This is a genomic window from Nocardia sp. NPDC055165 (genome assembly GCF_053606985.1).
Genome location: NZ_JBSGSS010000003.1, coordinates 385,590 through 397,821, shown reverse-complemented (window position 1 = coordinate 397,821; position 12,232 = coordinate 385,590). Strand labels below are relative to the sequence as shown.

Sequence of the window (12,232 nt, the reverse complement as noted above, 5' to 3'; positions counted from 1 at the left end):
CCATGTCCAGAGTGCTGATCACCGGTGGCGCATCCGGTCTCGGAGCCGCGCTGGCGCGGCGCTTCGCCGCCCGCGGTGACCGCGTCGTGGTCACCGATCTCGCCGACGACGCCGTGGTCCCGCCGGGTGCCTCGTATCTGCGCTCGGACATCACGTCCGAGCAGGACTGGGACCGAGCCCGCGACACCGTGCAGGCCACCATGGGCGGGCTCGACATCCTGATCAACAACGCGGGTATCGCCGCGGGCGGGCGCATCGACCGGGTGCCCGCCGAGGAATGGGCCCGGGTCATGACCGTCAATGTCCTCGGCGTGGCGACCGGGTGCCGGACCTTCACCCCGATGTTCGAAGCGCAGGGCGGCGGTCACCTGGTCAATATCGCCTCGATGGCGGGACTCGTCCACCCACCGGCCATGGCGCCCTACACCGCCGCCAAAGCGGCCGTCGTCGCACTCAGCGAGAGCCTGCGCTACGAACTCGCGCCGCACGGCATCGACGTCTCGGTGGTGTGCCCGTCGTTCTTCCGCACCGATCTGGCGTCGTCGCTCGGCAACGCCGATCCCCTGATGACCGAGGTCGCTCGTCGCCTGATCGACGGCGCCGAGGCCGACGCCGACGACATCGCCGAAGCCGCGCTGGCCGGTATCGACGGGCGCCGCTTCCTCGTCCTCACCGACCGATCCGGGCGCGTGGCCTTCTGGACGAAACGACTGCTGCGCCCGCTCTACGACCGGCAACTGACCGCCATGGGCCGTCGCATCGCGACCGCCGACGACAAGGAGACCTCCCGATGAGCACCGGCACCATCGTCATCACCGGCGCCAGCTCCGGCCTCGGCGCCGAGATGGCCCGCCAATTCGCCGAGCGCGGTTACGATCTCGGGCTCTGCGCCCGCCGGGCCGACCGCCTCGACACGCTGCGCGACGAACTCCTCGCCACCCACCCCGGCATCGTCGTGCGCACCGCCGCGCTCGACGTCACCGACGATGCCGCCGTGCAGACCGTGTTCGAGAAGTTCCGGGCCGAATTCGGCGGCCTCGACCGGGTCGTGGTCAACGCGGGCCTCGGCCACGGGGCCGCATTGGGCACCGGTGGGCACGCGGCCAACCGGCGCACCGCCCTCACCAATTTCGTCGGCGCGCTCTCGCAGAGCGAACACGCCCTGGCGGTGTTCCGCGCGCAGGGCCGTGGCCACCTGGTCCTCGTCTCCTCGTTCTCCGCACTGCGCGGCATGCGCCGGTCGATGACCACCTATGCCGCGAGCAAGGCGGGGGTCGCCGCGCTCGCCGAAGGCTTGCGCTCGGAACGCATTCCCGGCGTGGATATCTCCCTGATCTGCCCCGGCTACATCCGGTCGGAGATGACCGACGGCAAGGAAGGTCGCACCACCTTCCTGGTCGACACCGAGCCCGGCGTCGCCGCGATGGTCCGCGCGATCCAAGCACGCAAACCCGTCGCCTACGTCCCGGCCTGGCCATGGGTTCCGCTGTCGGTCGTGGTGAAGCTGCTCCCCGTGTCCCTGCTGCGGCGGCTGACGTGACCAAGTCCTCCTCCCCCGCCGATGCCCGTGCCGTCCGCGCCGAGGACGCCTTCGATGTCGCCGCCCTGACGGATTGGCTACGCGCCGAAACAGGCGAATCACTGACCGGCATCGCACAGGTGCGCCAATTCTGCGGCGGCGCTTCCAATCTCACCTACCTCGTGCAGTACCCCGAGCGTGATCTGATCCTGCGCAGGCCGCCCGGCGGACACCGCGCCGAGGGCGCACACGACATGGCTCGCGAGTACCGCGTGCAAACCGCCCTCGGCCCGGTGTTCGACTACGCGCCACCGACAGTGGCGTTGTGCGAGGACGACACTGTGCTCGGCTCGCCGTTCTACCTGATGGAACGTCTCGACGGCCTCATCCCCCGGAAGGAACTCCCGCCCGACCCCTCCTGGACGGCATCGCGGGTGCACACGCTGTGCACCAATGTGCTCGACGTGCTCGTCGACCTGCACACCATCGACCCCACCGCCGCAGGGCTGAACTGGATGTCCAAGGGCCCCGGCTACATCACCCGGCAGGTGTCGGGCTGGTCCGACCGCTATCGCCGCGCCCGCACCCGCAATGTCGGCTCGTTCGAGTCCGTGATGGCGTGGCTGGCCGCCAACCAGCCGCCCGATCGCGCATCGGTGCTGATCCACAACGACTTCCGCTTCGACAACATCGTGCTCGATCCCGCCGATCCCACCCGTCCGATCGGGTTACTCGACTGGGAGATGGCCACCATCGGCGACCCGCTGATGGACCTCGGCGGCGCCCTGGCCTATTGGGTCCAGGCCGACGACAACCTCGCCTTCAAGTTCTTCCGGCGCCAGCCCACCCACGTTCGGGGCATGCTGACCCGCGACGAAGTGGTCGAATACTATTGTCGCCGTACCGGAATCGGTCTCACCGACCGCGAGTGGGCCTTCTACGAAGTCTTCGGCCTGTTCCGTCTGGCGGTGATCTGCCAGCAGATCTACTACCGCTACTATCACCGCCAGACCACCAATCCGGCCTTCCGCTCCTTCGGCCTGGCCGTCCTGCTCCTGGAACGGCGCTGCCGCGCCGTCATCCGGCGCGACAATAGGCGCGTCGGCACCAAAGATCTCGTCGGATGCGGAAGTCCCCGGATCGTTCGAGCAACCCAGGAGATGCGTAGTCCGGCTGGGGTCGCGCCCCGAGACTCGATTCAGGGCGAATTCGCCGGGGAAAGCCGGTGCGGGAGAATGTCCAGGTGAGCACGGACGGCGACCTCGACCACGCTCTCGACTTGCGGGTATTACCGGCGGTCGAGTGGCGGGCCGCCGCGCGCGCCCATCGTGACCGGCTCGGTCGGTTGGTCGGGCCGTATCTGGAGCGGCGGGCGGCGGGGACCACCCATCCGGTCATCGATTTCCTTTTCACCTACTACGGCCATAAGCCTTCACAGCTGCGTCGGTGGCATCCGGGGTTCGGGATCGGGCTGCGTGAGGCGGGCGACTACAAGGGTGCGCGGGGGTATGCCGAGCATCCGGATGAGCACGGAGTGTTCGCGGCCGATCCGGCCTACCTGGCCAAGCGGCGCGACACGATCGGGTTCGTGTCCGGCCTGCTCACCGCTACCGCGCGCCGTCCGGCGCAGTTGTCGTGTTTCGGGCTGCACGAATGGGCGATGGTCTATCGCACCGACGACGTGCGGCATCAGCAGGTTCCGCTGCGTCTGGGACACGCGGGGACGGACGCGGTGGTGGAGTCGATGTCGTTGCGGTGCACGCACTTCGACGCGTTCCGGTTCTTCACGCCGGAGGCGGTGGGGCGCAATGCCGAACCGCTCACCCGCGCGGACCAGGTGCAGCGGGAGCAGCCGGGGTGTTTGCACGCGAATATGGATCTCTACAAGTGGGGATTCAAGCTCGCGCCGCTGATCTCCTCGGACCTGCTGCTCGATTGCTTCGAACTCGCTTGCACCGCACGGGAACTCGACATGCGGGCCAGCCCCTACGATCTGTCGGGCTTCGGCTACGAGCCGGTGCGCATCGAAACACCGGCCGGACGCGCGGAGTACGTCCGATCCCAGGCGGCGATCGCCGAATCCGCTGACGCACTGCGGGACCGCCTGCGGCTGGCCTGCGCCGACTTGTCGTCGGCGCAGGCCAGGATCGACACCGCGGACTAGCCGCGTTCGGTACCGGCGACGGGGGGATCGTCGGCGAAGTCGACCTTGTCCGGCGAGGCCTCGGTGACGAGGGCGAAGTCACCCTCGTGCAGTTCGGTGCCCTGGTCGACGGCGACCTCGACCAACTCGATGCCGCGATCCATGCGCAGGATCAGCGGGTCGTCGCGCAGGTCCTTGTACAGCGACACACACATCGCCACCATCACCACCAGGAACGGCAGCGACACCACGGTGGTCAACGCCTGGAGGCCGGTCAGAGCGCCGCCGAGATTGTCGGAATCGGCGATCACCAGCATGATCGCGGCGACCGCGCCGGTGGCCGCGCCCCAGAAGATGACGACCCACTTCGACGGTTCGATGCTGCCGCGTTCGGACAGTGTGCCCATCACGATGGAGGCCGCGTCGGCACCGGAGACGAAGAAGATCGCGACGAGGATCATCACCACCACCGTGGTCACCGAGGTGATCGGATACTGGTCCAGCAGGTGGAACAGCGCGAAGTTCGAATCGACCGAGCCGTCCGGTTCGGTGAGGTCGCCGTGTTCGGCCTGTTCGGCGATGCCCGCGCCACCGAAGATCGCGAACCACAGCAGACTCACCACGCTCGGCACCAGCAGCACGCCGGTCACGAACTGACGGATGGTGCGGCCGCGGCTGATCCGCGCGATGAACATGCCGACGAACGGCGTCCACGAGATCCACCAGGCCCAGTAGAAGATGGTCCAGCTCGACAGCCATGTCTGCATCGCGTCGTCGCCGGCGCCGGTGCGTGAGGCCATGGTCGGCAGGCTCTCGATGTAGTCGCCGATCGAGGTGGGCAGGATATTGAGCACGAACAGCGTGGGGCCCGCGATGAACACGAACGCCGCGATGGCAAGGGCCAGCACCATATTGATGTTGGACAGCCACTGGATGCCGCGTTCGACCCCCGAGACCGCCGACAGCACGAAGGCCACGGACAGGCCCGCGATGATCGCCACCAGACCGATCTTTCCGATGCCGTCGATCCAGCCGTTGAACTCCATGCCCGCGCCGATCTGCAACGCGCCGAGACCGAGTGACGCCGCCGAGCCGAACAGGGTCGCGAAGATCGCCATCATGTCGATCGCCCGGCCGCCGATCCCGTCGGCGTGCCGGCCCAGCAGCGGCCGGAACACCGAGGAGATCAACTGCGAGCGGCCTTTTCGGAACGTGCCGTAGGCGATGGCCAGGCCCGCGACGGCGTAGATCGCCCACGGGTGCAGTGTCCAGTGGAACAGCGTGGTGGCCATGGCGACTTCCGCGGCGGCCGGTGATCCGGGCTCGGCGGTATGGGGCGGGGGGTTCACGAAGTGCGACAACGGTTCCGCCACACCCCAGAACATCAGACCGATGCCCATGCCCGCGCTGAACATCATCGCGATCCACGACACGGTGCGGAATTCGGGTTTTTCGTCGTCGGCGCCCAGCGGGATCCGGCCGTAGCGGCTGACCGCCAGCCAGATCACGAACACCACGAACGTAGTGGCGGTGAGCACGAACAACCAGCCGGTATTGGTGATGACCCATTTCTGAGCGGTACTCGCCGCGGAGGCGAGGCTCTCGTCGTCGAGGACACCCCAGGCGACGAAGGCGAGTGCGCCGATCGCGGTGGCGCAGAAGATGAGCAGATCCAGCCTGGGCTTGCCCGGCGACCCATCGGCTACCGATCCGCCCGGCGGCGGTGCGGTGCCGGAACTTCCTACGACATCGTTCGACATGGGTCCGAGTCCTCTCCGATCGCGGAAACTCCCCGCCTTTTCAGACGCGCTGGTCGTGCAGAGCAACCGTACAGCGTATGGGCGGCGACCCGAGGTAAGCGCGAGCCCGCCCCACACCCTGTTCCCCGAAACACCCTTCGGCAACCATTCGATCGCCTTACTATTCGTGATGCGGCACAACTGTCTGAGCCAGTTGTGTTGTCCGCATCATTGATTCGGGAGGGCAACGATGCCATCACGTCCGCACACCGACACACGACCCGAAGCCGGGTCCGCGAACCCGCCGGGCGATTCCGGCACGGCACCGCCGAACAGCCGACGACATTCGCTGCTGCGTGCTGTGGCGGCGGCCGCGATCACCGCGCTCGTGGCCGTCGGCCTGCCGTCCGGTGCGTCGGCCGATTTCGGCGCCGACCTGACGGGCGCGGTGCAGGAATTCCTCGACGTCGGCCGAACCGCGGTGCCGCGGGCCGACTGTGGACCCGGATCGCTGCCGGAGACCGGATTGCAGGGCGACGTCCCCGCCGGTGACCGGGACAGCGGGCGCAGCACCCAGGGCTATCGCTGCAACATGTCGATGGTCGGGGGCTACGCCGGGCGCGGAGCGGGCATCACCTCCACCAGTTTCGAGCACTGCGCCTACATGGGCACGTTCTTCCCCGGCAACATGCTCAGCGAGCACCCCGGCGTCCAGGTCCTCGATGTCTCCGATCCGGCGAATCCGCGGCTGACCGCGACCCTCGCCGAACCCGCCATGCTGGCAGGTACCTGGGAGACGTTGAAGGTCAACACGGCTCGCAAACTGCTCGTCGGAACGGGTGTGCCGGTCGGCATCGGGGCCGGGTACCTGTCGGTGTACGACATCTCCGATTGCGCGCATCCCCGGCTGCTCAATCCCGGAACCGGCTCGAATCTGCTGATGCCGCTGCCGATCACGACACACGAGGGCGGCTTCTCCCCCGACGGACGCACGTATTGGGCGTCGGGCCTGGTTCCCGGTTTTCTCAGTGCGATCGACCTCACCGACCCCGCGAATCCCCGGGTGATCTGGCAGGGGCTGACGGGGATCGAGGCACACGGGCTCGGGGTGAGTCCCGACGGAAACCGGCTCTACATCTCCGCCCTGGGCGGATTCACCGTGCTCGACGTGAGCGCGGTGCAACGCCGCGACCCGAATCCACATGTCCCCCACCTCGGCCGCACATTCTGGACCGACGGCTGGGCCACCCAGCACAGCGTGCCCGTGACCTATGACGGTGTGCCCCATCTGTTCACGGTCGACGAGGGCGGCTCCGGTGGCGTGAAACTCATCGACGTGTCCGACGACAGCGCGCCCAGGATCACCGCGAAGATCAAACTCGAGATCAACCTGCCCGACAATATCGACGCGGGCATCGGTTCCTCGATGGGCGGTTCGGCGTTCTCCTACGAATCGCACTACTGCACCGCCGACCGTCCCGACAACCCGACCGCCCTGGCCTGCGGCTGGATCTCCTCCGGGATCCGGGTGTTCGACGTCCGCGATCCCGGCGACATCCGCGAGATCGCCTACTTCAACCCGCCTGCCCGCACCGGACGCAATCTCGAGATCTGGAACTCGCCCCATGCGCTGGCCTCGATCATCGGCATCCCGGTGATGAGCGCCCCGGCGGCATTGCGGTCGATGGCCGAGGGGTTGTTCGATCCCGCGCAGGTGCTGACCGCCCGGGCAGGCGATATCGCGTTCGGCGACCTGTCCACGGACTGGTGCCTGTCGCCGCCGGAGTGGCGTGGCGATCAGCTGTATGTCACCTGTTCCGACAACGGGTTCATGGTGTTGAAGCTCGACAACGAGGTGTACACACCGCCCGCGAACCAGCAGTCCACGGTCGGGTCGTGACCGTGAACCGGGTGATCCGCCTGGCGTTCGCCGGGGCCGCCGTCCTCTTCCTGCTGGCACTCGGGGCGGCCCTGCGACCGCTCTTCGTCACCGAGACGGCCATGCCCGCACCGGTTCTCACCACGACGGAACTGGGCTTCGTCCAGGACATGACCGCGCACCACCAGCAGGCGCTGATCCTCACCGAGCGCCTCGACCCGGCCGCGGATCCCACCGTGCGCAGGCTGGCCGACCAGATCGCCGACACTCAGCGGGTGGAGATCGGCACCTTGCTCGGCTGGACCCAGCTGGCCGGCGCCGCACCCACGGCCGATGTCCCGATGACCTGGATGGCGGGAACCCACCACCACTCGACCGCCGCGCCGACCACGATGCCCGGTATGGCCACCACCGCCGACCTCGACACCCTCGCGGGGGCCCGTGCGGCCGACGCCGAAACCCTGTTCCTGCAACTGATGTACCGCCATCACGCGGGCGGCGTCACGATGGCCCGCGCCGCCGACACCCTGCTCACCTCGGGTCCGGTGAAGCAGGCCGCCCGCGCGATGGCCCAATCCCAAAGCCAGGAAATGGGGTACCTCGGCATGCTCCTCGACCTGCGAGGTGCCCGGCCTACTTCCTGAGGAGGCCGCCGAGCGAGCTCACCCGTCAGGTGCGGTCGGTGAAGTGGGCGTTGAGCGCCGTCTGGGTGAGTTGGGTGTCGCCGTAGGTGAAAGTGCCGTGCTCGGAGAGCTCGGTGGCCGCGTCGAGGAGGTGGCGGTAGAGCAGTCGGGCGATGCTGCCGCCGACGGTGACCCGGCGGACGCCGAGGTCGGCGAGTTCGGCCATCGACAGGCCGCCACCGGTCAGGCCCATGACGACGTTGAGCGGTCCGTCGATCGCCTCGACGAGCGTGGCGATCGTGGCGGCATCGGCCGCCCCGGGAACGAAGGCGCAGTCCGCGCCCGCGGCGAGGTAGGAGTTGGCGCGCCGGATCGCCTCGTCGAGACCGGCGTCCACCAGCAGCGCGTCGGTCCGGCCGACGAGCACGAACGGCACACCACTGGCGGCCACCGCCGCGCGCGCCGCCCGGACCCGATCCACCGCGTGCACCTCGTCGAACAGCGGGGTGGTGCGGTCGCCGGTGAAGTCCTCGATGTTGCCGCCCGCCGCACCGGCGTCGATGGCGAGGGAGAGGGTGGTCGCCACCTCCTGGGCGTCCGGCCCATACCCCTCCTCGAGATCGGCGCTGACGGGCACCCGCACGGCGGTGGTGATCTCGTGGATCCGCCCCATCATCGTCGAACGATCGACGCGACCGTGCGCACCGTGCTCGGTGAAGAAGTCGTGGTCGGGGCGACCGAACGAGAAAGCGACCCCCGCGCTGGTGGTCGCGATCGCGGGGAATCCCACCGACTCCAGAATTCGCGCACTCCCCGCATCCCAGGCATTCGGCAGCAGGAAGCAGCCTTCGCGGTGCAGATCGACGAAAGCCTGTGCGCGTGTGCGCTGTTCGCTGTCCACGAGAGCTCCTGCGGGGAGTCGAGGTGATCGTACGGGTCCATTGTGCCCGTCGCGCACGATCACCTCGCACATCGCCCGCGCACCTCTCGGCGCACTGCGGCTGCGGACAGACACCGTGATGCCCTCCCCCGAGCCGCGGCAGCTAGCGGTCGCGCAAACGCCGGACCGCGTCGTCCATGTGCTCTACGAGCAGGGCGCGGGCCCGCTCGGGTGCACCCGAGCCGATCGCTTCGTGGAGTTCGACGTGTTCGCCGGCTTGTTCGCGCAGGTCGGGGTAGGTGGTTTGGAGGGCGCCCAGGCACATGCGGGTTTCGATGAGCAGGGTGCGGGCGGCGCGGACGAGGCGGGGGCTGTCGGCGGCGGTGACGAGCGCTTCGTGGAAGGCCTGGTCGGCGTCGGAGACACCGGCGGCATCGCCGGCCTCGGCGGTGCGCCGCATGGCGGTGACGCTGGGTCGCAGTGCGGCGTAGGCGATGTCGCGGCGGCCGTCGAGGACGAGGTCGAGCGCGCCGCCTTCCAGGGCGGTGCGGGCGCGGTAGATGTCGATGACGTCGTCGGTGGTGAGTTCGATGACGAAGATGCCGCGGTTGCGGATGCTGAACAGCAGGCCCTCTTGCACGAGACGTTGCATGGCCTCGCGCACGGGTCCGCGGGAGACACCGAAACTGGTTGCCAGATCGGCTTCCCCGAGCTGGGCGCCGGGTGCCAGCGCACCGCGCATGATCGCCTCGCGCAGGCGGTCGGCGATCATCTCCGCGGTGGACTGCTGATTGACCGGCTCGAAATCAATGATCGACATGGCGACTCCCCTCCGCGAACAACGCGCCCAGCTCGGGAGCGACCGCGGTGACCCCCGCCAGCCGCAGACCTTCCCAGATGGTGACCTGGTTCGCCGTCAGCACCGGCTTGCCGAGCGCGGCCTCGAGTTTCGGAAGCACCTCGAGAGTATGCATGGCCGTATCCGGGATGAGCAGTGCCTGGGCGTCGGGGTGGTCGTTGGTGACGGCCAGGGTCAGGACCTGGTCGGGAGTGAGGGTGCCGACCTCCGCGGCGGTGTCGATCCCGGCGCTCGACATCGACACCACGTCGATGCCCGCGTCGGCGAGGAAGTCGACGAACAACCGTGCCACCTCCTCGGGGTAGCTCGCGACCACGGCCACGCGCCGCACACCGAGCGCCCGCGCCGCTTCGACGAACGCGAAACTCGTACTGGAGGCAGGCACTCCCGCCGCCTCGGCCAGGCTGTCGACCTGACCGCGCGCGCCCTGTGGCCCGTAGACGAAACTGCCCGAGGTGCACGCCCAGACCACAGCGGCGGGGTCTTCGGCCGCGAGCAACGAAGCGCCGTGGCTCAGCTTCTCCGGGCTGCCCAGATCGAGCAGTTCGGGAACGGCGTGCAGGTCGGTGCCGTAGATGTGGGCCACCGGCAACGCGGCGCCGAGCAGGGCCGCGGCACGCGGGTAGTCGTCCTCGGCGGCGTGGTCGGGGTAGATGAATCCGATGGTCGGCGTGTGCATCTCGCTCCGTTCAGAAGACATTGACGAGCCATTTACCTGGGCAGGATGCCGCGTCCTCATTCGACTAGAAGACATTGACCAGCCATTTACCTGGGCAGAATGTCGCGTCCTCATTCGACTAGAAGACATTGACGAGCCATTTACCTGGGCCCATCATCGGGAGTTTCATCCGGCCGAGGCAGGCCCACATGGTCAGTTGATTGGCGGTGAGGACGGGTTTGCCGAGTGCCTGTTCGAGTGGCTCGATCACGTCGTAGGTCGGCAGGTTGGTACAGCTGACGAAGATCGCTTCCGAGCGGGGGTCGTCGGCGCCGAGTATCCGTTCGGCGATGGTGCGGTAGTTGACCTTCCAGATGCCGCCGCCGAGCCCGAGGTGATCGGACTTGATCGTGGCGCAGCCCGCTTCGTCGAGGAAGTCGTGCAGTTTGCCGGTGAGGATCTCGTCGTACGGGGTGATCACCGACATCCGGGTGATGTTGAGGTGCTTGATCGCTTCCACCAAGGCGCCGGAGGTGGTCACCGCATCCGGTGCGCCGGCCAGGCAGATCGTTTCCCGCAGGGATCGTTCGTAGGCGAGACCGTTGATGAAACTGCCCGAAGTACACAGGTAGGCAACGACTTCCGGCTCCACGTGCAGCACGTCGTGGGTGGCCGCCGTGAGATGCAGCGGATTGGACACGAGTTCGGCCATCGCCAGGGATACCGGCACCGGTTCATAGGGTGTGCGGGCCAGGTGCAGACTCACCTCGAGGGGCGCCCACCGCCACAGTTCCCGTTCGAGGGCCAGGTCGAACGGCGCGATCACGCCGATACCTCGTTGGGCTACCGGCCCGTCGATGTCCGGGAAGCTGAACTCCACTGCGGCCCCTCTCGCGCTCAGCCGGGCAGACCTCCGAACACGATCGGATTGTTGACAATCATACGATCTGATCGTACGGTGTCAATGTGGAAAACGGGCCGATTGTCACCGTCCTACATCGTGACAGCCTGCCCGAATCGGACCTCATGGCCCCCGTTGCCGAGCGCGCCGACGTGCGCTACGCCGAGGCCGACGGGCTCGCCGACGCGCTACACGGCGCCGATGTGCTGTTCGTCTACGACTTCCAGACTCGCGCCGTTCCCGGTGCGTGGCCCAGCGCCGATCGCCTGCGCTGGCTGCACATGGGCGGTGTCGGCGTGGACCCGGTGATGTTCCCGGAGCTGCGCGCGTCCGAGGTGGTGGTCACCAACACCCGCAATGTCTTCGATACGGCCATCGCCGAATACGTCCTCGGACAGATCATCTCGTTCGCCAAGGACCTGCCCGGCTCGATCCGGTTGCAGCAGCGGCACGAGTGGCGACACCGCGAATCCGAACGCGTGGCCGGGACCACGGCACTGATCGTCGGGACCGGCTCGATCGGCCGCACCACCGCGCGATTGCTGCGCGCCGCGGGCATGACGGTGCGCGGGGTCGGGCGCCGCGCCCGCTCCGGCGACCCGGATTTCGGCACCATCAGCAACGACCTGCACGCCGAACTGCCCGGCGCGGACTACGTGATCGCGATCGCGCCGCTCACCGCGCAGACCCGGCACATGTTCGATGCCGCCGCGTTCGCGGCCATGAAACCGCATGCCAGGTTTGTCAATGTCGGGCGCGGGGAATCAGTGGTTACCGACGATCTCGTAGCCGCGCTCGGCAACGGTTCGATCGCCGCGGCCGCACTGGACGTGGTGGATCCGGAACCGCTGCCCGCGGACCATCCGCTCTGGGATCTACCGAATGTGGTGCTCACGCCACACAATTCGGGTGATTTCCACGGCTGGCGCACCGAGATCGTCCGCGCATTCACCGACAATTTCGGCAGGTGGGCAGCCGGACTGCCGCTGGACAACGTTGTCGACAAGACGCTCGGGTACGTGCCCGGCTGA

At 68.0% G+C, this 12,232-nt stretch carries 12 protein-coding genes; 7 read left to right on the top strand and 5 right to left on the bottom strand.

All coding sequences use genetic code 11. The annotated features are described in order from the left end of the window. Nucleotides 1–2: 2 nt before the first annotated feature. From ACWFRF_RS08615 to ACWFRF_RS08600, 4 genes are read left to right on the top strand one after another with little or no spacing between them, the layout of a single operon-like run. Nucleotides 3–794 (top strand): SDR family NAD(P)-dependent oxidoreductase, encoded by a 792-nt coding sequence (locus ACWFRF_RS08615; protein WP_452449347.1) that lies wholly within the window; start codon nt 3–5, stop codon nt 792–794. Next, a complete protein-coding gene (locus tag ACWFRF_RS08610; RefSeq protein WP_452449346.1) occupies nt 791–1,540 on the top strand; it encodes an SDR family oxidoreductase in 750 nt (249 codons plus the stop codon). The genes ACWFRF_RS08615 and ACWFRF_RS08610 overlap by 4 nt, the downstream gene beginning before the upstream one ends. Further along, nucleotides 1,537–2,766: a phosphotransferase family protein gene (locus ACWFRF_RS08605; RefSeq protein WP_452449344.1), complete on the top strand. Its 1,230-nt coding sequence runs from the start codon at nt 1,537–1,539 to the stop codon at nt 2,764–2,766. Before ACWFRF_RS08610 ends, ACWFRF_RS08605 begins: the two co-directional genes overlap by 4 nt. Then, entirely contained in the window at nt 2,763–3,683 is a 921-nt protein-coding gene (locus tag ACWFRF_RS08600) for a 3-methyladenine DNA glycosylase (protein ID WP_452449342.1), read from the top strand. The genes ACWFRF_RS08605 and ACWFRF_RS08600 overlap by 4 nt, the downstream gene beginning before the upstream one ends. Here ACWFRF_RS08600 and ACWFRF_RS08595 read toward each other — a convergent pair. Next, nucleotides 3,680–5,422 (bottom strand): BCCT family transporter, encoded by a 1,743-nt coding sequence (locus ACWFRF_RS08595; protein WP_452449340.1) that lies wholly within the window; start codon nt 5,420–5,422, stop codon nt 3,680–3,682. The two genes, ACWFRF_RS08600 and ACWFRF_RS08595, sit on opposite strands and share 4 nt — an antisense overlap. A gap of 229 nt (nt 5,423–5,651) precedes the next feature. Between ACWFRF_RS08595 and ACWFRF_RS08590 the strand changes: the two genes are divergently transcribed. Beyond that, nucleotides 5,652–7,301, top strand: a complete 1,650-nt coding sequence (locus ACWFRF_RS08590; protein WP_452449337.1) for an LVIVD repeat-containing protein — start codon at nt 5,652–5,654, stop codon at nt 7,299–7,301. Further along, nucleotides 7,298–7,924 (top strand): DUF305 domain-containing protein, encoded by a 627-nt coding sequence (locus ACWFRF_RS08585; protein WP_452449336.1) that lies wholly within the window; start codon nt 7,298–7,300, stop codon nt 7,922–7,924. Before ACWFRF_RS08590 ends, ACWFRF_RS08585 begins: the two co-directional genes overlap by 4 nt. Nucleotides 7,925–7,949: 25 nt before the next feature. On the opposite strand, the gene ACWFRF_RS08580 is transcribed toward ACWFRF_RS08585, so the two are convergent. The 4 genes from ACWFRF_RS08580 to ACWFRF_RS08565 form a co-directional block, all read right to left on the bottom strand. Continuing rightward, nucleotides 7,950–8,804: an isocitrate lyase/PEP mutase family protein gene (locus ACWFRF_RS08580; protein WP_379316487.1), complete on the bottom strand. Its 855-nt coding sequence runs from the start codon at nt 8,802–8,804 to the stop codon at nt 7,950–7,952. Between the two features lie 142 nt (nt 8,805–8,946). Further along, entirely contained in the window at nt 8,947–9,603 is a 657-nt protein-coding gene (locus tag ACWFRF_RS08575; protein ID WP_452449334.1) for a GntR family transcriptional regulator, read from the bottom strand. Further along, the gene (locus ACWFRF_RS08570; protein WP_452449505.1) at nt 9,590–10,321 is read right to left on the bottom strand and encodes a maleate cis-trans isomerase family protein; all 732 of its coding nucleotides are present in this window, start codon (nt 10,319–10,321) and stop codon (nt 9,590–9,592) included. Before ACWFRF_RS08570 ends, ACWFRF_RS08575 begins: the two co-directional genes overlap by 14 nt. Before the next feature lie 118 nt (nt 10,322–10,439). Continuing rightward, nucleotides 10,440–11,180, bottom strand: a complete 741-nt coding sequence (locus tag ACWFRF_RS08565) for a maleate cis-trans isomerase family protein (RefSeq protein WP_379325394.1) — start codon at nt 11,178–11,180, stop codon at nt 10,440–10,442. An 86-nt stretch (nt 11,181–11,266) separates the two neighbouring features. Here ACWFRF_RS08565 and ACWFRF_RS08560 point away from each other — a divergent pair, with 86 nt between their 5' ends. Then, nucleotides 11,267–12,232, top strand: coding sequence for a D-2-hydroxyacid dehydrogenase (locus tag ACWFRF_RS08560; RefSeq protein WP_452449332.1), 966 nt, complete (start codon nt 11,267–11,269; stop codon nt 12,230–12,232).

Excerpts from the sequence above, each read along its gene's own strand:
- ACWFRF_RS08590 (WP_452449337.1), top strand. The coding sequence starts at position 5,652 with ATGCCATCACGTCCGCACACCGACACACGACCCGAAGCCGGGTCCGCG.
- ACWFRF_RS08595 (WP_452449340.1), bottom strand. The coding sequence starts at position 5,422 with ATGTCGAACGATGTCGTAGGAAGTTCCGGCACCGCACCGCCGCCGGGC.
- ACWFRF_RS08575 (WP_452449334.1), bottom strand. The coding sequence starts at position 9,603 with ATGTCGATCATTGATTTCGAGCCGGTCAATCAGCAGTCCACCGCGGAG.
- ACWFRF_RS08610 (WP_452449346.1), top strand. The coding sequence starts at position 791 with ATGAGCACCGGCACCATCGTCATCACCGGCGCCAGCTCCGGCCTCGGC.
- ACWFRF_RS08615 (WP_452449347.1), top strand. The coding sequence starts at position 3 with ATGTCCAGAGTGCTGATCACCGGTGGCGCATCCGGTCTCGGAGCCGCG.
- ACWFRF_RS08570 (WP_452449505.1), bottom strand. The coding sequence starts at position 10,321 with ATGCACACGCCGACCATCGGATTCATCTACCCCGACCACGCCGCCGAG.